21 protein-coding genes are annotated in these 22,612 nt (G+C 68.8%); 13 read left to right on the top strand and 8 right to left on the bottom strand.

Going from position 1 to position 22,612, the window contains the following annotated elements; translation table 11 throughout:
* Positions 1-693: 693 nt before the first annotated feature.
* From ACKI2N_RS33175 to ACKI2N_RS33145, 7 genes are all read left to right on the top strand, one after another.
* Positions 694-840 (top strand): hypothetical protein, encoded by a 147-nt coding sequence (locus tag ACKI2N_RS33175; protein WP_420997304.1) that lies wholly within the window; start codon positions 694-696, stop codon positions 838-840.
* Positions 841-874: 34 nt separating this feature from the next.
* Positions 875-1,615 carry a response regulator gene (locus ACKI2N_RS33170; protein WP_420997306.1) on the top strand — a complete coding sequence of 247 codons (741 nt, stop codon included), beginning with the start codon at positions 875-877 and terminating at the stop codon, positions 1,613-1,615.
* An 89-nt stretch (positions 1,616-1,704) separates the two neighbouring features.
* A complete protein-coding gene (locus ACKI2N_RS33165) occupies positions 1,705-2,976 on the top strand; it encodes an ATP-binding protein (protein WP_420997331.1) in 1,272 nt (423 codons plus the stop codon).
* A 229-nt stretch (positions 2,977-3,205) separates the two neighbouring features.
* Positions 3,206-3,628 (top strand): organic hydroperoxide resistance protein, encoded by a 423-nt coding sequence (locus tag ACKI2N_RS33160; RefSeq protein ID WP_420997307.1) that lies wholly within the window; start codon positions 3,206-3,208, stop codon positions 3,626-3,628.
* Between the two features lie 149 nt (positions 3,629-3,777).
* Positions 3,778-6,570: a PAS domain S-box protein gene (locus ACKI2N_RS33155; protein ID WP_420997309.1), complete on the top strand. Its 2,793-nt coding sequence runs from the start codon at positions 3,778-3,780 to the stop codon at positions 6,568-6,570.
* Positions 6,567-6,941 carry a response regulator gene (locus ACKI2N_RS33150; protein WP_420997310.1) on the top strand — a complete coding sequence of 125 codons (375 nt, stop codon included), beginning with the start codon at positions 6,567-6,569 and terminating at the stop codon, positions 6,939-6,941. The genes ACKI2N_RS33155 and ACKI2N_RS33150 overlap by 4 nt, the downstream gene beginning before the upstream one ends.
* Positions 6,942-7,028: 87 nt before the next feature.
* Complete coding sequence (locus ACKI2N_RS33145) at positions 7,029-7,667, top strand: response regulator transcription factor (protein WP_420997312.1); 639 nt, start codon at positions 7,029-7,031, stop codon at positions 7,665-7,667.
* Positions 7,668-7,716: 49 nt separating this feature from the next.
* On the opposite strand, the gene ACKI2N_RS33140 is transcribed toward ACKI2N_RS33145, so the two are convergent.
* Positions 7,717-8,781 carry an ATP-binding protein gene (locus tag ACKI2N_RS33140; RefSeq protein WP_420997314.1) on the bottom strand — a complete coding sequence of 355 codons (1,065 nt, stop codon included), beginning with the start codon at positions 8,779-8,781 and terminating at the stop codon, positions 7,717-7,719.
* 363 nt (positions 8,782-9,144) lie between these two features.
* Here ACKI2N_RS33140 and ACKI2N_RS33135 point away from each other — a divergent pair, with 363 nt between their 5' ends.
* From ACKI2N_RS33135 to ACKI2N_RS33125, 3 genes are all read left to right on the top strand, one after another.
* Positions 9,145-9,519, top strand: a complete 375-nt coding sequence (locus ACKI2N_RS33135) for a response regulator (RefSeq protein WP_420997316.1) — start codon at positions 9,145-9,147, stop codon at positions 9,517-9,519.
* An 89-nt stretch (positions 9,520-9,608) separates the two neighbouring features.
* On the top strand, positions 9,609-10,241 hold the full coding sequence (locus ACKI2N_RS33130; RefSeq protein WP_420997318.1) for a response regulator transcription factor: 633 nt from the start codon (positions 9,609-9,611) through the stop codon (positions 10,239-10,241).
* 211 nt (positions 10,242-10,452) lie between these two features.
* On the top strand, positions 10,453-11,481 hold the full coding sequence (locus ACKI2N_RS33125) for an alpha/beta fold hydrolase (RefSeq protein ID WP_420997320.1): 1,029 nt from the start codon (positions 10,453-10,455) through the stop codon (positions 11,479-11,481).
* 1,015 nt (positions 11,482-12,496) lie between these two features.
* Here the strand turns inward: ACKI2N_RS33125 and ACKI2N_RS33120 are convergent.
* From ACKI2N_RS33120 to ACKI2N_RS33100, 5 genes are all read right to left on the bottom strand, one after another.
* Positions 12,497-13,858, bottom strand: coding sequence for an epoxide hydrolase family protein (locus ACKI2N_RS33120; RefSeq protein WP_420996616.1), 1,362 nt, complete (start codon positions 13,856-13,858; stop codon positions 12,497-12,499).
* A 259-nt stretch (positions 13,859-14,117) separates the two neighbouring features.
* Positions 14,118-14,330 (bottom strand): hypothetical protein, encoded by a 213-nt coding sequence (locus tag ACKI2N_RS33115; protein WP_420996615.1) that lies wholly within the window; start codon positions 14,328-14,330, stop codon positions 14,118-14,120.
* 61 nt (positions 14,331-14,391) lie between these two features.
* A complete protein-coding gene (locus tag ACKI2N_RS33110) occupies positions 14,392-14,820 on the bottom strand; it encodes a copper resistance protein CopQ (protein ID WP_420996614.1) in 429 nt (142 codons plus the stop codon).
* Positions 14,821-15,187: 367 nt separating this feature from the next.
* Positions 15,188-17,338 carry a di-heme oxidoredictase family protein gene (locus ACKI2N_RS33105; RefSeq protein ID WP_420996613.1) on the bottom strand — a complete coding sequence of 717 codons (2,151 nt, stop codon included), beginning with the start codon at positions 17,336-17,338 and terminating at the stop codon, positions 15,188-15,190.
* Positions 17,339-17,396: 58 nt separating this feature from the next.
* A complete protein-coding gene (locus ACKI2N_RS33100; protein WP_420996612.1) occupies positions 17,397-18,365 on the bottom strand; it encodes a glycosyl hydrolase in 969 nt (322 codons plus the stop codon).
* Between the two features lies 1 nt (position 18,366).
* On the opposite strand from ACKI2N_RS33100, the gene ACKI2N_RS33095 reads away from it, so the two are divergent.
* Positions 18,367-18,981, top strand: coding sequence for a hypothetical protein (locus ACKI2N_RS33095; protein WP_420996611.1), 615 nt, complete (start codon positions 18,367-18,369; stop codon positions 18,979-18,981).
* 65 nt (positions 18,982-19,046) lie between these two features.
* On the opposite strand, the gene ACKI2N_RS33090 is transcribed toward ACKI2N_RS33095, so the two are convergent.
* Both ACKI2N_RS33090 and ACKI2N_RS33085 read right to left on the bottom strand, forming a co-directional pair.
* Entirely contained in the window at positions 19,047-20,000 is a 954-nt protein-coding gene (locus ACKI2N_RS33090; protein WP_420996610.1) for a helix-turn-helix domain-containing protein, read from the bottom strand.
* Between the two features lie 354 nt (positions 20,001-20,354).
* On the bottom strand, positions 20,355-21,284 hold the full coding sequence (locus tag ACKI2N_RS33085; protein ID WP_420996609.1) for a LysR substrate-binding domain-containing protein: 930 nt from the start codon (positions 21,282-21,284) through the stop codon (positions 20,355-20,357).
* 375 nt (positions 21,285-21,659) lie between these two features.
* Between ACKI2N_RS33085 and ACKI2N_RS33080 the strand changes: the two genes are divergently transcribed.
* Together ACKI2N_RS33080 and ACKI2N_RS33075 are read left to right on the top strand one after the other, a co-directional pair.
* On the top strand, positions 21,660-22,094 hold the full coding sequence (locus ACKI2N_RS33080) for a DUF6130 family protein (RefSeq protein ID WP_420996608.1): 435 nt from the start codon (positions 21,660-21,662) through the stop codon (positions 22,092-22,094).
* A gap of 25 nt (positions 22,095-22,119) precedes the next feature.
* On the top strand, positions 22,120-22,566 hold the full coding sequence (locus ACKI2N_RS33075; RefSeq protein ID WP_420996607.1) for a DUF4437 domain-containing protein: 447 nt from the start codon (positions 22,120-22,122) through the stop codon (positions 22,564-22,566).
* The last annotated feature ends 46 nt before the right edge of the window (positions 22,567-22,612 follow it).

Below are 22,612 nucleotides of genomic sequence, written 5' to 3'. Positions count from 1 at the left end.
CGCCCACCACGAAAACACGAGGGTGCTATGTCGTGGCCGCCCAAGCCGGTAACGGCAGATGGCAAAACAAGCAGTGCGCCCGCCATCATAGGTCTGACCCCGAAACCAACATAATCCGCATCTTAGTGGCCGCCCGCACCGGTAACGGCAGGATGCCAGCAGAACCGCAGGCCCCACCACGAAACCACGAACAATCAGAAACCCAACGTTTCTGCCCCTGCCGGCCAGGCAGTCCGCTTTCTTTGCCTACTTTCTTTTCGGAAAAAAGAAAGTAGGTCGCTCCGGGGGAGCGAAAGCCTTTGACTTTAAGACTTTGACTTTGAAGTTGATTTAAGGATTTAAAAAAATCAGAATTTCAAGAAGACTGTGAATTTAAATTTCCAAAATAAATCACCAACTTCGTAATCAGAGAATGACAAAACCCATCCATCCGCGACCCCACCCCGGAGAAGCACAGCCCAACACCGACTGAATACCCACGCTCGCCCCCAAATTGCAACACCAGAACCCGGCAAAAAACCCCCACAGAACCTCATCCCCATCTCCAAAAAAACCAAAAAAATAACCCCAGATTGAAAAGTTTCTTATCTGGCAGCAGCCTGGATACAGAACGATACAAGCCCCACCCCAAGGCCCCACATAATTACCTCATCGCGCGATACCGCGCACCGAACCCATGAGGAGGGCCATCGAATGACGCGCCCGCTGCTTGTCGTCGCCATGATCTTGTCCGCGCTCGCATACGAGCTGCGCGCCTCCGCGGCCTGCCGCTGGGGCCCGTCGAATCCGCCCGCCGTGCGGCTCGCCGGCACCAGCCGGCGCAAGACGGTTTCCCGATGAGCGGCCGGTCTTTTTCGCCGTGGGGAAGGCCGCGATGATCCAGCCTGACCATATCCTCGTCGTGGACGACGACCGCGAGATCCGCGAGCTGGTGGCGGCCTACCTGGAGCGCAGCGGCATGCGGGTGACGCTCGCGGCCAACGGCCAGCAGATGCGCGCGGCGCTGGAGACGGGCGCCGTCGATCTCATCGTGCTGGACCTGATGCTGCCGGGCGAGGACGGACTGACGCTATGCCGCGACCTGCGCGCGGGCGCGCGCAGGAACATGCCGGTGCTGATGCTGACCGCGCGCAACGAGGAAACCGACCGCATCCTGGGCCTGGAGATGGGCGCGGACGACTACGTGGTCAAGCCGTTCGCGGCGCGCGAGCTGCTGGCGCGGATCCGTTCGGTGCTGCGGCGCACGCGCATGCTGCCGCCCAACCTGCAGGTCACCGAGGCGGCCACCGTGCTGGCCTTCGGCGCCTGGCGGCTCGACACCACCGCGCGGCACCTGCTCGACGAGAACGAGATCGTCGTGGCCCTGAGCGGCGCCGAATACCGGCTGCTGCGCACGTTTCTCGACCATCCGCAGCGCGTGCTCAACCGCGACCAGTTGCTCAATCTCACGCAGGGCCGCGACGCCGAGCTGTTCGAGCGCTCCATCGACCTGATGGTGAGCCGGCTGCGCCAGCGCCTGCGCGACGACGCGCGCGAGCCGCGCTATATCAAGACGGTCCGCAACGAAGGCTATGTCTTCGCGGCGGCGGTGGAGGTCCGCGAGGAGCGCGCATGAAGCTGCCGCACGGTGTTCCGCGTATCGGGCCGTACCTGTGGCCGCGCTTGCGGCCGCACCTCTGGCCGCGCACGCTGTTCGCCCGCCTGATGGTGATCCTCGTGGTCGGGCTCACGCTCGCCCAGGGGTTGTCCTTCGGGCTGGTGGTGATGGAGCGCATGGAGGCCGCCAACCGGCTGATGCTGGGCAATCTCGAACTCGACGTGGCCGCATCTGTCGCCATGCTGGACCGGCTGCCGGCGGCGGAGCGCCCGGCCTGGCTGGCACGCCTGCGGCGCGCCAACTATGGCTACCTGCTCGATGCCGGCAGGCCCGGCGTGCCGCTGAGCGCGGGCGAAGCGGAGCGCGCGGTCGCGGCGATCACGCAGGCGCTGGACGGACGCTACGACCTGGCCGCGAACGAGCTGCCCGGCCCGCGCAAGCATATCCAGGTGCATCTGCGCCTGCGCGACGGCAGTCCGCTCACCATCGACATCCATCCGGCGCGGCCGGCGCTTTCGGCGTGGCTGCCGGTGCTGCTGTGCGTGCAGCTGGCGCTGCTCGCCGGCTGCGCCTGGATCGCCGTGCGGCTGGCCACGCGTCCGCTCAAGCAACTGGCCGCGGCCGCCGAGATGCTCGGGCCGGACCTGTGGGCCGACCCGATCCCCGAGCGCGGGCCGGCCGAGATCGTGCGCGCCGCCACCGCCTTCAACGCCATGCAGCAGCGCATCGCGGGCTACGTGGCCGAGCGCATCGAGATCCTCGCCGCCATCTCCCACGACCTGCAGACGCCCATCACGCGGATGCGGCTGCGCCTGGACCTGATGGAAGACTCGGAGACGCTGGGCAAGCTGCACAGCGACCTGCGCGCGATGGAGCACCTGGTGCGCGAAGGCGTCGCCTATGCGCGCACCGTGCACGGCGGCGCGGAGACGCCGGTGCGCATCGATGCCGACGCGCTGCTCGACAGCCTGGCGGGCGATTACCTGGACGGCGGGCACGCGGTCGCCATCGAAGGCCGGATCCTGGCGCCGATCCTCACGCGGCCGCAGGCGCTGCGGCGCATCCTGACCAACCTGGTGGACAACGCGCTGAAGTTCGGCAGCGAGGTGGTGGTCTGCGTGTTCCGCGAGCCCGACGGCCGCCTTGCCATCGCCGTGCGCGACCGCGGCCCCGGCATTCCCGAGGCGGAGCTCGAGCGTGTGATGCAGCCGTTCTACCGCCTGGAGATGTCGCGCAACCGCGGCACCGGCGGCACCGGGCTGGGCCTGGCGATCGCGCAACAGCTCGCGCAGGCGCTCGGCGGCCGGCTGGTGCTGGCCAACCGCGAAGGCGGCGGCCTGCAGGCCAAGCTCAGCCTGTCCGCCGAGCTGCCTGGCTGACAACCGGCGCATCGCGCTGCCGGGCCGGGCGATTTTGTACGCCTTTGTATCGCCGGGCGCGCGCGATACGTGGACTCACAGATCCGCCCGCACGCCGATACCGTGCAGATACTCGGGTGGCCTTAAATGCGACCCATGGCGCGGCGCGGATGGCAAGCACACCGGATGTCGCGCCACTTACCCAACCGGCACCGCGTGCCTGCTTCAGACACCCAACGAGGAGTTCATCATGACCCAGACCCAGACCCCGAAAGTGCTGTACACCGGCAAGACCCACACCACCGGCGGCCGCGACGGCAAGTCGCGCAGCAGCGATGGCCGCCTGGACATCCAGTTGTCGTCTCCCGGCACCCCGGGCGCCGGCACCAACCCGGAGCAACTGTTCGCCGCGGGCTGGTCGGCCTGCTTTATCGGTGCGCTTGGACTGGCCTCGGCCAGGATGAAGGTGGTGCTGCCGGCGGACCTGTCGGTGGATGCCGAGGTGGATCTGGTCAAGTCGGCCGACGCCTATTTCCTGCAGGCCCGCCTGAACGTCAGCCTGCCGGGGCTGGACCGCGAGGTCGCGCGGGCACTGGCCGACGCCGCGCACCAGACCTGCCCGTATTCCAAGCTCACGCGCGGCAATATCGACGTGGCGATCAACGTGATCTGAGCCGGACCACGGACGTCGCTCGAGGAGCGCCGGCGGGAACGCCGGCGCGCGGTGCCGCATCGGCCACAAACCGAGACCAAAGTAGGATGGCCGCGCGCCGCGGAAAAGGCGCATCCTCGCATGAGCGAGACTGCCAACGGAGGGCCGGCATGGAGAACGACGCCAGTCGCGTCATCGACGCGCTTGCGGCACTGGTGTGGAGCGCGCGCCCCGACGGGCGGATCGACTTCGTCAACCGGCGCTGGCGCGAATATACCGGCCTCGCCGCCGAAGCCACCGAAGCTGCCGGACATGGCTGGCAGGCCGCGGTCCACCCCGACGACCTGCCCGCCGTGCGCGCGCGCTGGCAAGCCATGCTGGCCGGCGGCGAGCCGGGCGAGATGGAGGCGCGCCTGCGGCGCCGCGACGGCGCGTACCGCTGGTTCCAGTTCCGCATCGGCCCGCTGGCCGACGCCCGCGGGCAGGTCGACGGATGGTGCGGCATGCTGGTCGACATCGACGACCGGCGGCGCGCCGGGCAGGCGCTGCGCGCCAGCGAGCAGCGCCTGCGCCTCATCATCGACGCTCTTCCCACGCTCATCACCCTGCGGGACGCCGCTGGCGACCTCGAATTCGCCAACCGCCATTACCGCGATTACTTCGGCGCGACCTGCGAGGAACTGAAGACGTGGGGCCATACCTTTCATCCGGATGACCGCGAGCGGGCCGTCGCTTCCTGGCGGCGCTCGGTCCAGACCGGCGAGCCGTGGCGCATCCGGGCCCGCCGCCGCCGCGCGGACGGCGCCTACCGCCGCTTCGACTCATGCGGCTTTCCGCTGCGCGACGAGGACGGGCGCATCGCACTCTGGTACCTGCTGCACACCGACATCGAAGACCGCAGCCAGGCCGAAGCGCTGCTCTCGGGCGAGAAGCGGCTGCTCGAGATGGTGGCCGGCGGCGAGCCCATGCCGGCCATCCTCGACACGCTGTGCCGGCTGGTCGAGGGCACCGCCGACGGCGCTTATTGCAGCATCGTGCTGATTGCGCCGGACGGGGTCCATCTCGAGCACGGCGCCGCGCCGAGCCTGCCGCCCGCCTTCGTCGCCGCCATCGACGGCCGCGCGGTCGGCACCGAGTCGGGGCCGTGCGCGACGGCGGCGTACCTCAACCAGCCGGTCATTGCCGCCGACATCGCGTCGGAGACGCGATGGGCGCAGAGCGCGTGGTGCCCGATGGCGCTGGCGCACGGCCTGCGGTCGTGCTGGTCGATGCCGATCGCGTCCGCCGGCGGCACGGTCCTGGGCGTGTTCGCGATCTACTACGACCAGCCGCGCATGCCCACGCCGCACCACCGGGCCCTGACCGACCAGTTCACGCACATCGCAAGCATCGTCATCGAGCGCGCGCAGAGCGACGCAGCGCTCAAGCGCAGCGAGGCCCGCAAGGCCGCGATCCTGAACTCGGCCATCGACTGCATCGTCTCGATCGACCACGCGGGCCGCATCGTCGAGTTCAACCCTTCGGCGGAACAGACCTTCGGCCATGCCCGCGACGACGTGGTGGGCGCGCCGCTGGCCGACATCATCATTCCCCCGGCGCAGCGGCAGCGGCATCTGCGCGGGCTGGCCCGCTACCTGGCCACCGGCGACGCGCAGGCGATCGGCAAGCGCATGGAGGTGATGGCGCTGCGCGCCGACGGCAGCGAATTCCCGGTCGAGCTCACCATGACGCGCATCCCGCAGGACGGGCCGCCGTCCTTCACCGGCTTCTTGCGCGACATCACCGAACGCCGGCGCGCCGAGGAAACGCTGCGGCGCAACGCCGCCTACCTGGCGGAGGCGCAGAAGCTCAGCCTGACCGGCAGCTTCGGCTGGGTCGTCGCCACCGACGAGCATTTCTGGTCCGCCGAGACCTTCCGCATCTTCGGCTACGACGCCGCCACCCGGGTCACGCTCGGGCTGATCCTGGCGCGCGTGCACCCGCAGGACCTTCCGGTCGTGCAAGGGGCGGTCGCGCTGGCGGCCGCGGGAGCCGACCTGGACTACGAATGCCGCCTGTGCATGCCGGACGGCGCGGTGAAACACGTGCACGTGGTCGCGCACGGGAGCGCGGGCGAGGCGGGCCGGCTGGAATACATCGGCGCGGTGCAGGACGTGAGCGAGCGCCGCCTTGCGGAGGAAACGCTGGGCCGGGTGCGCTCCGAGCTTGCCCGCGTGGCGCGGGTCACGACGCTCGGCGCGCTGACGGCGTCGATCGCGCACGAGGTCAACCAGCCGCTGGCAGGCATCATCACCAACGCCAGCACCTGCCTGCGCATGCTGGCGGCCGATCCGCCCAACGTCGACGGCGCGCGCGAGACCGCGCGGCGCACCATCCGCGACGGCAACCGCGCCTCCGATGTCATCACGCGCCTGCGCGCGCTCTTCGGCAAGAAGGAGGCCACGGCCGAGATGGTGGACCTGAACGAAGCCGCGCACGAAGTGGCGGCGCTGTCGCGGGCCGATCTCCAGCGCAACAAGGTGATCCTGCAACTGGAGCTGGCGGGCGACCTGCCGCCGGTCCCCGGCGATCGCGTGCAACTGCAGCAGGTCATCCTGAACCTGCTGCTGAACGCCTCGGATGCGATGAGCGGCATCGAGGACAGGCCGCGGCGACTGCTGATCCGCACCGGGCCGGACGAGAGCGGGCGCGTGCGGCTGGCCGTGCGCGACGCCGGCACGGGAATCGGCCCGGAGGGCGCCGAGAGGCTCTTCGAAGCCTTCTACACCACCAAGCGCGACGGCATGGGAATCGGCCTGTCGGTGAGCCGCTCCATCATCGACAGCCATCAGGGATGCCTGTGGGCGGAGCCGAACGGCGACGGGCCGGGCGCCACTTTCTCGTTCTCCATCCCATGCGCTTCCGGCAGCGCGGGGCGGGCGCCGGATGTGGCGGATACCGTGCGCGCCATGAGGGAGGCATGATGGAAGTACGCTTGCTGGTGGCCGTCGTCGACGACGACGAGTCGGTGCGCGAAGCGCTGCCGGACCTGCTCAGGGAGTTCGGCTACGCGGTCCGGGCGTTCTCGTCGGCGCAGGCGTTCCTGGCGTCCGATTGCATCGGCCAGACGAAATGCCTGATCCTCGACATCGCCATGCCCGGCATGTCGGGCCTGCAACTCCAGCGGGAGCTGCGGCAGCGCGGCCAGGCGATCCCGGTCGTCTTCATCACCGCGCACGCGGACGAGTCCGTGCGCCCGCGCGTGCTGGAACAAGGCGCCGCCGCATGCCTGCTCAAGCCCTTCAGCGAGGAGGCCTTGCTGGCGGCGCTTAGTGCCGCGTTCCGGGGCAATTGAGCGCCACGCCCGCGCCGCGTTGGGGCTACACTGCCTCGAGCAGGCACGCTTGTCCATCCTTCGAGGTCCTTGCCCTTGTCCTTGCCCATGTCCATGCCGCACGCCCAACCCATCGTGTTCGTCGTCGACGACGACGTCTCCGTGCGCGAATCGCTGGAGTTGCTGATTCGCTGCGCCGGCTGGCAGCCGCAGACGTTCGCCTCGGCGCAGGCCTTCCTGGGCCGCCCGCGCACCGGCGACGCGCCGAGCTGCCTGGTGCTCGACGTGACGCTGCCCGATCTCAACGGCCTCGATCTGCAGGCGCTGGTGACGGCCGAGCGCAGCGACATGCCGATCATCTTCATCAGCGGCTACGGCGACGTGCCGATGACGGTGCGTGCCATGAAGGCCGGCGCCGCCGATTTCCTGACCAAGCCGTTCGGCGACGAGGCGCTGCTGGGCGCGATCCGGCACGCCATCGAGCGCAGCGGCAGCGCGCTTGGCCGCGCGGCCGAGCTGCGCGCGCTGCGCGACCGCTATGCCTCGCTCACGGGCCGCGAGCGGGAGGTGATGGCGCTGGTCGTGCGCGGCCGGCTGAACAAGCAGATCGGCGGCGAACTCGGCATCAGCGAGATCACGGTCAAGGCGCACCGCGGCAAGGTCATGCGGAAGATGCAGGCCGACTCGCTCGCCAGCCTCGTGAACATGGCCGGCAAGATCCGCCCCGCGGCCGCGCAGGAAGGCTGAGGCGCCGTCGCCGGCGCGTTCGCCGGCCATGTTTTCCGCTCGCATGCCGTCATGCATCCACGCGTGCCGCCGCGCGCGCGGCGGGCGCGATGGCCTCGGCCGCCACGCCGTGCAGCCCGGCGGGCGCGCCGGCGTGGCAGGGCAGCGCCGCGGGCGTGGCCAGGGCAAGCCGGGCTTCCAGCCCGCCTTCGGCGCGGTTGCGCAGCTTCAGCTCGCCGCCCATCGCCTTGGCGAGCTGCAGCGCAATGGCTAGCCCGAGGCCGGTGCCGGCGCCGGCGCGGTCGCACGCGCGCTCGATCCGGTAGAACGGCTTGAAGACGGCTTCCAGCTTGTCGGGCGAAATGCCCGGCCCGTTGTCGAGCACGGCGACCACCAGCTGGTGGGCGTCGGCATGCACGCGCACGCGCACCTCGCTGGCGAACTTCAGCGCGTTGTCGATCAGGTTGGCCAGGATCCGGCGCAGGGCATGCGGACGCGTCACGATCGGCTGGTCGATCCACCCCTCCAGCAGCACCGTGCGTCCGGCATCCCCGTAGTCCGCGACCATGCTTTCGAGCAGCGCGCGGGCGTCGACGCGGCGGGGCGGCTCCGCGGTGCCGTGCAGCGTGCGCGCGTAGACGAGGCCTTCGCGCACCAGCGCGTTCATGGCATCGAGGTCGCGCAGGAATTTCGCCTGCTCGCGCTCGTCGGCCATCAGCTCGGCGCGCAGCCGCATGCGGGTGATCGGCGTCTGCAGGTCGTGCGAGATGGCGGCCAGGACTTCGATGCGCTCGGCCATGTAGCCGGCCACTCGTTGCTGCATGGCGTTGAAGGCGCGCGCGGCGTCCGCCAGCTCGGCGGGGCCGTCTTCCGCAAGGGGCAGCGCCTTCAGGTCGGGGCCCAGGCCGTCGGCCGCCGCGGCGAGCTGGCCGAGCGGCCGGGCGACCAGCCGCACCGCGTGGCGCACGCAGAGGGCCAGCACCGCCATCTGGAGCGCCAGCGCGCACAGGGTCCAGGCCAGCCTCGCCGCGGGCGGCAGCGCGGCGTGGGCGGCCACGATGGCCACGTCCGTCAGCGCGGCCACCGCGACCACGGCGCCGAGCAACGAGCGTGCGACGGATTTCCGGATTAGCATGGGCGGGCTCCCGCGCGAACGTGATGTGCCGGGGCGCGGCGTACCGTCCCGCATACCTGTGAATCGCCGGCGAGGATGTGCATGGAGACGGTTTCCTTCAAACGGGTGGCGTGCTGGATTCGACGGCTGGCCCGCAGGACGGTCCGTCGCGGACAGGCGGCTCGCGTAAGCGCGGCCTGCAGATCCGATCAAACTACAAGCGCGGGCACGAATCGATTGCACGATGGTATCGGTCGATACTTTTGTGTCGGCCCGCGCGCGGCGGCGCCCGCCGCATACCGACACCAAAGCATCATGGACGTCCGGCGGCAACGTGGCGCATCCTCGCAGCACGGCGACTGCCATGCACGCCGGGAGAGGATCATGATGGCCCTGTGTCTGCTGGTATCGGTGGTCGATGACGATGAGTCGGTGCGCGAGGCGCTGCCGGACCTGCTGCGCGAGTTCGGCTACGCGGTCCGGGCGTTCCCGTCGGCCGAGGCGTTTCTCGGCTCCGATTGCGTAAGCCAGACCGGCTGCCTGATCCTCGACATCGCCATGCCCGGCATGTCGGGGCTCGAGCTCCAGCGGGCATTGCGGCTGCGCGGGCGGACGATCCCGATCGTCTTCATCACCGCGCACGGCGACGAGGCCGTCGGCCCGTACGTGCTGGCGCAGGGCGCCGTGGCATGCCTGCTGAAGCCGTTCAGCGAGGCGTCGCTGCTGGCGGCGCTCAGTGCCGCGTTCCGGGCGGACTGAGTGCCGTGGCGCGCGCCTGCCTTTCGTTATTCCCGGGCGGCGCATCGTGCCTGCGTGCCCGTTCGCTAATCCATCGAGCTTCCTACTCCATGCCGCAAGCCCAACCCATCGTGTTCGTCGTCGACGACGACGTCTCCGTGCGCGATTCGCTGGAGTCGCTGATCCGCTGCGCCGGCTGGCAGCCGGAGACGTTCGGCTCGGCGCGGGCGTTCCTGGCCCGCCCGCGCGTCGAACAAGCACCGAACTGCCTGGTGCTCGACGTGACGCTGCCCGATCTCAACGGCCTCGACGTGCAGACGCTGGTAGCGGCCGAGCGCGCCGACATGCCGATCATCTTCATCAGCGGCTACGGCGACGTGCCGATGACGGTGCGCGCCATGAAGGCCGGCGCCGCCGATTTCCTGACCAAGCCGTTCGGCGACGAGGCGCTGCTCGGTGCGATCCGGCACGCGATCGAGCGCAGCGACGCCGTGCTCGGCCAGGAGGCGTACCGGCGCGCGCTGCGCGGCCGCTACGCCGCGCTCACCAGGCGCGAGCGGGAGGTGATGGCGCTGGTCGTGCGCGGCCGGCTGAACAAGCAGATCGGCGGCGAACTCGGCATCAGCGAGATCACGGTGAAGGCACACCGCGGCAAAGTCATGCGGAAAATGCAGGCCGACTCGCTCGCCAGCCTCGTGCACATGGCCGCGGGGCTGGACCTCGCCACCGCGCGGCCAGGCTGAGACGGTGGCCGCGCGCTTTGTGTCGCCATGTATCCCGTGCGCGCGCGGACAAGGAACCTTGCATTTCCCGCCATTGCCGAAACAGGCGGGATACGCGCGCGCGCTGAAATGCCGCCATGGCGCCGTGGTGCCATCCACGCAGACCCGCGCAGACCCGCGCGGCCAAAGGCCACGGTCCCGACCATTCACTCCCCGCGGGGAAAGGATTCCCATGTCATCACCTGTCAACGACCGGCGCCGCCTGCTCCTGAAAGGCGCCGCCGCCGGCGCGGCCCTGTCCCGGCTGGCATTTGCCGGCACCGCACAAGCCGCCCCGGCGAAACTGGCGGCGGCGTCGCAGCTCGGCCCGCTCAGGCAGATCGACGCCGGCAGCCTCAATATCGGCTATCACGAATCCGGCCCGGCCGGCGGCCCGCCGGTGCTGCTGCTGCACGGCTATCCCTACAGCGTCTACAGCTTCGTCGAAGTCGCGCCGATGCTAGCCGCCCGCGGCTACCGCGTGATCGTGCCGCATCTGCGCGGCCACGGGCCGACGCGCTTCCTCGACAGCGCCACGCCCCGCTCCGGCCAGCAGGCCGCGATCGGCACCGACGTGATCGCCCTGATGGACGCGCTCGCCATCCCGCGCGCGGTGCTGGCGGGCTTCGACTGGGGCGGCCGCGCCGCCTGCGTGGCCGCCGCGCTCTGGCCGCAGCGCTGCGCGGGGCTGGTATCGGTCAACAGTTACCTGATCCAGGACATCGCCAGATCGGTGCTGCCGGTCCCGCCGCAGATCGAATCCGGGCTCTGGTACCAGTATTACTTCCAGACCGAAAGAGGGCGCGCGGGGCTGGAAGCCCACCGCCGCGACGTTGCGAGGGTGATCTGGAAACGGAATTCGCCAGGCTGGCAATTCGACGACACCGTGCTCGACCGCGCGGCCACCGTGTTCGAGAATCCCGACTACGTCGAGGTCGTGATTCACTCCTACCGGCACCGGCTAGGACTCGCGGCGGGATTCCCCGAATACGAAGCCGCCGAGAGACGGCTCGCCGCGCAGCCGGTCATTACCGTGCCAGCCGTCACGCTGGACGGCAAGACCGACGGGAACTATCCCGCAACGGACGGCAAGTCTTCAGCATCGCGATTCAGTGGGCCGCGGATACATCGGGTGGTGGAGGATGCCGGGCATAACCTGCCGGAGGAAGCGCCGGGGGCGTTTGCGGGGGCGGTGGTGGAGGTGGGGGGCATGGTTTTGTGATGGCTGTTTGCCGGGATCGATGGCTTGGGTGGGGCTCTTTGGTGTTTTTATGCGTCGGAGAGTCTGCCGGCTTTTTGTGGGCCTGGCGGATTGGGATTGGTTGGTTTATTTTTGTGTATTTTGGAGTATGCTTGCTTTTGTGGGCTTGGCGGCTTGGGCTTGGTAGCCCATTCGCACACATGTAAGTGTCACTTTTCTTTTCTCGAAAAGAAAAGTAACCAAAAGAAAGCGATTCTTGCAGAAGGCTGGGCGCTCAGACTTTAAATCTGATTGTGGTTTCGTGGTGGTCGCGACAGCTTCGGCTGGACTGCTGACGCTACCGGCGCTGACCATAGCGACATCCCGGGTGGTGTCCGATTCGTGGTGGCGCTGCATGATGGCGTAGGCCTCGGTGGTTCAAGCTGCTGCCGCGACCGGAGCGGATGCCACGTCATAGGCACGACACTGGTTTCGTGGTGGGCGCGGTGGCCCCGGCTTGAGACGAGCCCGGCACACCCGCGCCCCGGTCCACCGCGCCCACCACGAAACCACGAGGGCGCTACGTCGTGGCCGCCCAAGCCGGTAACGGCAGATGGCAGAACAAGCAGTGCGCCCGCCATCATAGGTCTGACCCCGAAACCAACAAAACCCGCAGCTTAGTGGCCGCCCGCACCGGTAACGGCAGGATGCGAGCAGAACCACAGGCCCCACCACGAAACCACCAACAACCAGAAATCCCAACGTTTCTGCCCCTGCCGGCCAGGCAGTCCGCTTTCTTTGCCTACTTTCTTTTCGGAAAAAAGAAAGTAGGTCGCTCCGGGGGAGCGAAAGCCTTTGACTTTAAGAATTTGAATTCAAGACTTTGACTTTGAAGTTGAATTAAACTTAAAAATATAAATGAGATTTAATTGTAAATAAATATACTTATTTTTCATGAAAATATTTTTAAATAAAATAAAAAGGCAGAGTCCGGACCAAGAGGCCCGAACCACCACCGCAGCGTATCTCCCCCTAAAATAGCCCGACCACACCTATCTCAAAACCCCTCCCCCCGCAACGACCTAAACGCCGCCCGCATCTCCTGAGCAAACAACTGCGGCTGCTCCCACGCCGCAAAATGCCCACCCTTGTCCACTTCATTGAAGTAGATGAGATTGTGATAGCTGCGCTCGGCCCAGCTTCGCGGCGCGCGATAGATCTCGCCCGGGAAGACCGTGATGGCGGCGGGAATCGAGATGTCCACGGCGTTGAAGTTGTTCGCGTTGTTCTCCCAGTAGAGCTGCGCGGCGGAGGTGGCGCTGTTGGTGAGCCAGTAGAGCGTGATGTCGTCGAGCATCTCGTCGCGGGTGAGGACCCGTTCCGGCACGCCGCCGCTGTGCGTCCAGGAGGCGAACTTGTCGTAGATCCACGCGGCCTGGCCGGCGGGCGAGTCCGCCAGGCCGTAGCCGACCGTCTGCGGGCGCGTCACCATCATGGCGGAGTAGCCGGTGTTCTTGCGGTAGAAGGTGTCTAGCGAGGCGAATGCCGCTTTCTCCTTTTCGGACAATCCGGCCGGCGCCGGCTCGCCGTTGTTGAGCGCGCGCGCCACGTCGGGCGGCACCGTTGCCGGCATGTTGACGTGGATGCCCAGCAGTCCCGCCGGTTTCTGGCGGGCCATCGTGTCCGCCACCACCGAGCCCCAGTCGCCGCCTTGCGCCACGTAGTGCTGGTAGCCGAGGCGGTCCATCAGCTCCACCCAGGCGCGCGCGATGTGGTCGGGGTTCCAGCCGGTGCCCTTGGGCTTGCCCGAGAAGCCGTAGCCGGGCATCGAGGGGATGATGACGTCGAAGGCGTCTTCCGCGCGGCCGCCGTAGGCCGTGGGGTCGGTGAGCGGGCCGATGACCTTCAGCAGTTCGAATACCGAGCCGGGCCAGCCATGCGTGATGATGATCGGCATGGCATGGGGGTGCCGCGAGCGCACGTGCACGAACTGGATGTCCACGCCGTCGATCCTGGTCACGAATTGCGGCAGGGCATTGAGCCTGGCCTCGGCCTTGCGCCAGTCATAGCCCTTGCCCCAGTAGCGCACGAGTTCCTGGATTCTCTCCAGTTGCACGCCCTGGCTTTCGTCGGCGACGGTTTCCTTGTCGGGCCATCGCGTCTGCGCGATGCGCTTGCGCAGGTCGGCCAGCGCGGCTTCCGGTACCTTGACGCGGTACGGGCGGATTGCGGTGTCCGAGGGGGCCGTGTCGGCTTGCGCGGACGGCTGCGCGGCCGTGGCGGCCGAGGTGGTGGCCGAAGTGGCGGCGAATGTGGCCGGCGCGTAGCCGGAAGCGAGCAAGGCGGCGCCGATGGCGCACGCGGTTGCCGAGCTGGCGAGCCGGTTGCGCCAGGCGGGTGTGGAAGGTAGTGCCGACATGATTTTTCTCTCCTTCGCGGTGAGGTGACGAAAAGGGTGCGCCGTGTGGGCGCTGACGATCTGCGGACGTGGCTGTTCTTCCTGGCGGGAGAGCCAGCCCGGCTGCAGGGGGTTGCGCGCGGCCGGCCCGAGGGGCGCGCTGCGCGAAACATGGACGCGATCAGACCAGAGGCGCGGGGACGGGTCGATAGCACGAAGGTATCGGCCGATACCCAGGTATCGGCCGGCATGGCGGGCGCCGTCCGCGCCGTCCGCGCCGTCAGTCGGCGCCCGGTGCCGGCGCCCGCACGCGCGGGCGCGGGGCATCCCACGCCAGCAGGACAAGCTTCCCCGCCAGGCCGCCGAGGCCGCCGTGCAGATACGCGCCGCACAATTCGTGCAGTGCCGCCCACTGCGGCTGGTCATGCAGGAACCGCGCAACGTCCAGGCGGGGCAAGCGCACGCGCGCCTGCGGCGGGAGGGATGAGGTCATCTTGCTGTTCCTGGTGGCGTGGGCGGCATCGGGACGGCGGTGTCCGGCGGCGCGGGACGGATCAGGCCGCCGCGCGGGCGCCCTCGGTGAAGACGTCGCGGTTGCCGTTGCGCGCGCCGTCCAGATAGGGATCGGCGGTGCGGGCGGGATCGGCCGAGACGCCGGTGCGGTCCAGGCCGGCGACGGTGCGGGCGCCCTCGGTGAAGACGTCGCGGTTGCCGTTGCGCGCGCCGTCCAGGTAGGGATCTGCGGTGCGGGCGGGATCGGCCGAGACGCCGGTGCGGTCCAGCCCGGCGACGATGCGGGCGCCTTCGGTGAAGACGTCGCGGTTGCCGTTGCGGGCGCCATCGAGGTACGGATCGGCGGTGCGGGCGCCGTCGGTGAAGCTGCTGCGCTCGCCGATGCCGGCGGCGAACGTTGCCTGTGCCGCGCCAGCGGCGGCGGCGAGGGCGATGACGGAGACGATGCGCTTTGCGAAGGTGGTGTTCATGATGAAGTCCTCGGTTGTGTGTGGGTCGGTAAGCCAGGCTTGGCGTGGCCGCTGCCGCAACCTCGGCGGGATCATCGGGATCTGTCGTCCGCCGTGCCATGAAGCGTATTTAATGCGGCGCAAGTATCTGGCCCGTACACACGCGGCGGCACTTCTGTGAGCGCGCGTATCGTGCCGGTCGCGCGATACATGCGAATACAAAAAAGCCTCGCGCCGCCGGCGGGGCGGGCGAGGGGGCCACCTGGGGAGGGGAGGAAAACGGGAGGGGCGCGGGAGCGGAGAGCGCGGCAGGAGCTGGCGGAAAATGATCCGGGGCCGCCTCCCGTGCCGCGTCGGAGGCCGCGGCGAGCGCGGCCCGCGCGGGCCGCTACAGCGACTGCAGGAAGGCCACCACCGCGGCGCGGTCGTCCTTCGACAAGGCCTCGAAGCGCAGGCGGCTGTCGTCCGCCTCGCCGCCGTGCCACAGGATCGCCTCCGTCAGCGTGCGGGCGCGGCCGTCGTGCAGCAGGCGTACATTCTGCTCGCCGCCCTGGACGAAGCGCAGCGAACCCACGCCCCACAGCGGCGCGGTGCGCCACAGGCTGGGCGTGGCGCGGCCTTCGGCGAGGGTGTCGGCCAGGCCAGGGCCCATGTCGTGCAGCAGCAGGTTGCTGTACGGATGGATGGTCTGGCCGCGCAGCTCGGCGAACGGGTGGGTGTTGCCGGTCTTCAGCGTCGGCGTGTGGCAGGCCACGCAGCGCGCCTGCGCGAACAGCGTGCCGCCCCGCGCGATCTGCGCCGGGTCGACGTCATGCTCGGGCGACACCCGCACGCCGTCCGGGAAGCCGCTGCGCAGGCTGCGCTGGGCCGGCACGCCGATCAGCGAGAGGTAGTGCGAAAGGCGCTGCAGCTCGGTCTCGGAGACCGAAGTGACGGCCGCGGCGCGGCAGTCGGGCGCGTCGCGCTGGCAGCCGCGGGTGGGAAACACCGGCGAGGTCACGCCCATGTCCTTGACCAGGGCGTCGCCCACCTGCTGCCGTATGCTGGCCTTGGCCGCCTTCCAGCCGAAACGGCCGAGGTGGGTCTTGCCGGTCTCGGGGTCGGCGATCCAGTTCGGGGCGCCGCGCACGCCGTCGCCGTCCTTGTCGTCGGGGTCCGACAGCGCGAGGATGGACGGCTCCGCCACCGCCTCGAGCAGCCCCATGCCGATGACCTGCGGCGCCTGGCGCGCCGAGAACTGCGCCGGCACCGGTCCCTTGAAGGCATAGGACGGCTTGACCAGCTCCACCGTCTCGCCGCCGGACAAGGTGCGTACCGTGGTCTCGTAGGAGCGCACGCTGACGCCGTAGTCGGGCGCCGCCGCGTCCTGCGCGTGCTGCTGCACGTTCAGGCCATAGGTGGGATCGGCCTTGCCGCCGGCGGCGACGAGGACCGACATCGTGTCCAGCCGCGCGCCGATCGCCGGCGCCAGGCTGCGGCCGTTCTGCGTATGGCATTCGATGCAGCGCGGCTGGTTGTAGCGCGGGCCGAGCTGGCCGATGTGTTCCTTGAACACGGGGTTGTCGGCGTCGTGCTCCGAGTGCTTGCCGTCGGCGAACGAGGTGTGGAATAGCCGGCGCCCTTCGACGAAGCGCTGGGTGTTGGCGATGCCGATGTTGTTGGCCATCTGCTGGAACACCCGCATCGGCTCTTCGGAGTAGTTGTACGAGATGCTGGCGTCGCCGCCGAGCAGCGTGTCGTCCGGCAGCGGCGCGGAGTCGAGATTGGGCGCGATGCCGTACCACGGCCGCATGCCCACGCCGACCACGTAGAGCTGCTCGAACGAGTAATAGCGGCTGCCGCCGCCGTCCACCACCGGGTCGCGCTTGAGCCGCGGCGCCGGCGCGAGCTCGATCGGGTCGCCGATCTTCAGCGGGCTGTGCGGATCGGTGCGCCAGTTGGAGTCGACCACCATCATGCAGTCTTCGCGCGGCTGGCCTTCGCGGCAGATGGGCAGGCCGCCTTCCTTCGGATTGTTGAAGCCGTAGTTGAGCGCCCAGCCGTAGTCGCGCACGGTCGGGTCGAGCACGTTGCGGAACAGGCTGAAGGTGGTGCCGTCGAAGATGCCCTGGTTGACGTGCAGGTAGATCTCGATGCGCTGGCGGCCGGCGGGCACGCCGTCGCGGATCTCCAGGCCGAAGGTCCGGTTCTGGAAATAGAAGGTGGGAAAGGTGAGATAGCGGCCCGGGCCGGCATCGGGCGCATCCCACGCCTCGCCGCGTTCGCGCGCGTGGCGCTCGGTCGGGCGCGAACCCATCAGCGTGACCAGCGTGCCGTCCGCCTCGCGGTACTGGATCTGCTCGTTGACCGGCGTGCCGGGCGCGAACAGCGGCGCGTAGGGGGCGGCGTCGGCAGGCGTGGCGGCGCCCGGCGCGCTCCCGCCGTCGCCGCCGCCGCCACAGGCGGCCAGCGCGAGCACGGCAACGAGTACCGCGGCCGCGCGCGGCGCGAGACAGGATCCGGCGCGGCCGGACCCGCGAGGTGGGGCTTGGATGGGCATGGCTATCTGGCTCGGTGGTGTGAGGGAATGCGCGCGGCCCGGGCAGGGCCTGGCGCGGTCAGCGGAACGGCAGCGATACATAGAGCGAGCCGAGTTCGGAGAGCCGGCCGTCGGCACCGAGCAGGCTGGTGAAATGGGTGTCGTTGTCCCAGCGGCCGGTGAACCACGCGTAGCGGAACACGTCGGCGCGCGCTTCGCAGGTCGCCACCATGTCCGTCATCTGCGCTTTCTGTCTGGCCGGCGAATCGATCTGCGCGCCGTCGGGCTGGCTGTGCCAGTTGGCGAACTCGGTGACCCAGAACGCCTTGCCGTATTTCTTGAGCCGGTCGAGCTGGCCGGCCAGGCCGTAGTCGTACCAGTGGAAGGCCAGGTAGTCGATGCGCGGGTCGCGGCCGCCGTTGGCGGTGCGGTAGGCATCGTAGAACGCGTCGAGCCACGCCACCGGGTCCGCATAGCCGGGCATCGTGCCCCAGTTCATGGCCGGGCCGACGATCTGCACGCCGGTGCGCGCCGCGATGCCCTCGAACACCGGCCAGCGCTGCGCGGCTTGCAGCGGCGTGAGATTGGACTGGTCGACGAGGTTGGGCTCGTTCATCACCAGCAGGTAGCGCACGCCGGGATTGGCCGCCAGGAAGGTCTCCACCTCGGCGGTGCTTTCGGTGCCGTTCCACATCATCGGCAGGAAGTCCATCGCGTAGCGCGCGCCGTGGTCCGCCGGCACGCCGGCATTGCGCCGCGGGCTCCAGTTGTACCACCAGCTCACGCCGGGCGACAGCGCGGCGAGATCGGCCGGCGATGCCAGGTCGTAGGCGATGCCGCGCTTCGCGCTCTTGGGCGCGGCCGGGTCCGGTACGCCGGGACCGGGAGCGGGAATGGCAGGGGGAAGGGGCGCGGGAACGGGCGACGCCGGCACGCCACCGGGCGTACCCGCGCCGGGGCCGCCGGATGGCGCGTCTTCGCCGCCGCCGCATCCCGGCAGGGAGGCGGACAGCGCCAGCGCGAGAAGCAGGCCTTTCAACAGGTTCACGTTGTCACCATGGATTGCACGCCCGCGAACGTTCGCCGGCCTTGGTCTTTATGCATTGCGGTTTTCCGGAAATCCGGAAGAACGTATTCCGGATTTCCGGAAAACCGGAGCGATGCGGGCGATATTCCTTCATCCGCAAACGCGAGCCGTGAATCGGATAAATTCGGCATGGCGATTATCGTCGCAATGCAAGAAGAAGTTAAAGGGCGCTGAATCGGTGGATGGCGAATTTCCGAATCGGCGTCGTTTCCACGCGACGGAAATCGACATGGCAATGCCGAAGGCATGCCGGATTCCGACCAGGCGGCAGCGCCGCCGCGGCGCAGGGGAAATGGCCGGAACCGGCTTGCCGATTGGGTTTCAGCGGGATTACCGAGGTCTGCTGGCGGGGTTGTATTGCAATGTATCTGTATTAACAATCAATACAAAGCAAGACAAGGCGGTCGGTGCGGTGTGCGATCGCGGCGGCGGCGATGATGGAGGGCGTCGATATAAATTAAAGGAACGCTTAAATGACAGGGCTGGCATTCATGGCGGTGAATCTTGGACGTACTTATCTTTGTCGCCGCCGGCCGCGCTGGCATTCTGCCGAATAATAAAAAATATTAAATACTGATATAAGGAATGGCGTTGTCGCGCGCGGCGCATTGCCCGCCGGCGCCGCCTGCCCGGACGGACGGCTCAGCGCAGTGCCGGGAGCGGTGCCGGCCGGTTCCTTTCCGCGCCGGCGCCGTTTGCCGCGCGGGCTTCCAGGCACTGGTTCCGCCATTGTCCCGGCGGCGTGCCCACTTCCTTGCGGAAGACGCTGGTGAAATGCGCCTGCGAATGGAAGCCGGTCTGCAGGGCGATTTCCGCCAGCGCGGCGGTGCCTTCCGTGAGCAGCCCTTTCGCCAGTTCCAGCCGCGTGCGGTTGAGATATGCATGCGGGGTCATGCCGGTGGCGAGCAGGAACTGCGCGGCGAAATGCATGCGGCTCAGGCCCGCCTGGTCGGCCATCGACTGCAGGGAGATCGCTTCGCCGGCGTTGGCGGCGATATAACTCATCACCTTGCGCAGGCGCCACGTCTGCAGCCCGGCGGGCCGCGCACTGCTGTTCTGCCGTTGCTCCTGCATGCGCACCAGGTAGGCGATCACGGTCTGGCAGGCGCTTTCCACGAACAGCGACGCGCCCGGCCCGTCATCGGTGCCGGCCTCGGAGAGCGCGGCCATGATCCTGCCCAGGGTCGGATCTGGCCGGTAGCCGGGGTCGCGCAGCACCGGCTGCGCATGCGCGCCGGCGTGGCAGCGCAGCAGGGCTTCGTGCATCGTCGCGCGCGGCACGAACAGGTGGATCGCATCGTTCGGCCGCTCGAAGCGGCAGCAGACCTGCTCGCCGGGCGCGGTGACCTGCGCGGCGCCGAACTGGCCGCGCCGCAGGCAGACGACGCCACCGTCCTTGACGCAGTCCACCACCGTGTCGGACATCAGGATCTCGATGGTGTAGTGATGATCGAGCCTGGGCGACATGACGTGGCGCGCCTCGTGGCGGCGGTCGCTCCATTTGCCGAGCGCGCACGCATGCGGCTCGTCGGCGAGGCTCACGCGGGGGCTGCGGCGCCATTCCGACTCGATCTCCACGCCGGCGGGATAGCGCATGCCGTTACGCGCCGGGCGCGGTGCCGCGGTGGGAGGGGAACGCCGTCGCCGTCGCACCGGCGCATGTCGGATCACGCTTCATGGCTTCCTCGGGTGATTGCGCGGCCGGCGCGCGGGAGCGGATGTCCCGGCCGGCCGCCGCCGCGGACGTGGCCTGCGACAGGCTATTTGCGCAGCTTATGGGCCGGCGGTGAAGACATTTTCGGCAATGCAGCAGCGCTTGGCAATACGCGGGGGCGCGAAGTCGATAAGCCTGCGTTATGTCTCTCCGGGGCGTCCCGGCCTGCGGCGATGGCCGGCAATCACCTTGAAGCCGCGCGGCCCGTGCGCCCGCCGCCATGCTGGCGGCCAGGCCTACAGCGCCGCCAGCCGGGCGGCGAGCGCCGCCGAGTCTTGCTCGAGCTGCACGCGCATCTGCCGGATCAGGCCCTTGGCGGGCTCGGACAATGGCGCGCCGGCGCGGAACGCAATCACGCTGTGGAGGACGACGTCGATCGAAAGCGGCCTGATGACCAGGCCCCTGGTAGCGAAGTCCGCCGCGACCAGCGGATGCGCCACGCCGATCCCGACCCCCGCGAGCGCGAGCTCGCACACGGTGTGCGAGTTCGGCGTTTCCACCAGCGGATTGAGGAAGACATCGGCTTCGGCGGTCAGCGTCTCCAGCAGGACCCGCGTCGGGTCTCCCGAGTTGAGCGCGATGAACGGCTGCTTCACCAGGTCCTGCGGAGTGACCGTGCGCTTGTGCGCCAGCGGGTGGCCGTTTTTCATCACCGCCACCGCGAGCAGCTGCGCGAACGTCGAGTGTTCCAGGCCCGCCAGGGACATGCCCTTGGCCATCAGGCCGAAGTCCACTTTGCCGGCCAGCACCGTCTGGTGGACCTCGTGCGAGTTCATGACCTGCAGCGAGATCTGGATGCCGTGCCTGCCGGCGTCGAACGCGGCGATCACGCGCGAGATGAAGCCGAAGCCGAATGCCGGGTTGATCGCGATGGTGAGCCTTCCCAGCCCGTACGAGCGCAGGTTGCGGATGCGGTGCTCGATGAATTCGAAGCCGGAGAAGAAGCGGTCGACGTCGCTCATCAGCGCGTTGGCGGCGCGGGTGGGGACCAGCCGGCCGCGCGTGCGGTCGAACAGCCGCAGCGCCGCCGTGACCTCCAGCTTGCGGATGGCCTGGCTGACCGCGGGCTGGGAGACGCCGAGCAGAAGCGCGGCCTTGCTCATGCTGCCGGAAGTCATTACCGCGCGGAAGATCTCGATCTCGCGAATGCCCATGGCTGTCTGCATCCAGTCGCGCCGGCGCCGCCGCTCGGCGCGGCTGCCCGGCCGTGAGGGGGAACGCACGGAAAACGCGCGGAACACGCGCGATCCCGCGTCTTTGTCAGGTCGCACTGGCGTCACCATGCATCCAATGTAGCCTGCGCCACCGCCGAGCGATAGGACAAGCACAAGCGGGACCCGCGGGCTCGCCGCGCGGCGAGCCCGCGCTCGTTTGATTTCTCTAGGCATCGTGCTATTCGGGAAGACCTGCCGGCGTGCCCGCCCGACAATGGAACAAACGGATCCGGTGCGCAGCCTGCGCCGGGCCGGGCAGGCCGCGGCCGGCGACATGGCCGCGGCGGTGGAGATGGTCGTGATGGCAGCATGTGCGGGAGAACCGATATGAAATATGCAATCGCCGGCGTCGTGGCCGCCCTGTGCTTTTCCGCCGCGGCGGCGCAAACGGTCAGGGATATCCGCGGCGCCGCGCCGGTCGTGCCGCTCGCCAGCGAGCCGCCGCCGAAGCTTTTCATCGATGCGCCGCTGGCGGTGCCGCTCACGCGCGGCCTGGTCTTCATCCAGTACCGCGCCGAGAACCTGCACATCGTGCCCGTGTTCGGCCCCAAGGCGCTCGACGACTCGCCGCGCATCGGCCACATCCACGTGAGCGTGGACGACCTGCCGTGGCACTGGGCGGACGCGAGCGGCGAGCAGCTCATCATCACCGGGCTGCCGGCGGGTCCGCACAAGGTCCTGATCGAACTGGTCAACGCCAACCACGAGACCATCGACCAGGGCACCGTCAGCTTCGTGGTGCCGGTGATGTTTTCCCGCTAGGCCACCGCACGCACCAGGAGGCGCCATGCCCCGCCATCGCTTCATGCCGGCCGTGCTGGCCGCCTTCGCACTGTCCGCCGCACTGTCCGCCGCGGCGGCCCCGGCCGGCGCGCCGGCGGACCGGACCGTGATCGTCCCCGCATCCGAGATGCGGTTCTACAAGAGCAAGGAGGGCCTCACCGTGGCCAACGGCTGGGGCGATCCCGCGCACGGCGCGCACAGCAACTTCATCCGGATGGACGGCAATACGGCGAGCCCGCCGCACACGCACACGGCGAGCTACTACGGCGTGGTCATCAGCGGCGTGGTGGCCAACGAGCCCATGGCCAGCACCGCCGATCATCCGCTGCCGGCGGGTTCCTACTGGTACCAGAAGGGCGGCGAGCCGCACGTGACCAAGTGCATCTCGCCGGATGCGTGCCTGATCTTCGTGACGTCCCGGGCATCGTTCGATTTCCATGTCGTGAAGTGAGGCGGCGAAGTGAGGCGGCGTAGCGGGGCGGGAGGCAGCCGGATGG

This window comes from Cupriavidus sp. 30B13 (genome assembly GCF_049059565.2).
GTDB lineage: Bacteria > Pseudomonadota > Gammaproteobacteria > Burkholderiales > Burkholderiaceae > Cupriavidus.
The sequence above is the reverse complement of the archived record's forward strand: the minus strand, read 5'-3'. Positions and strand labels throughout refer to the sequence as shown.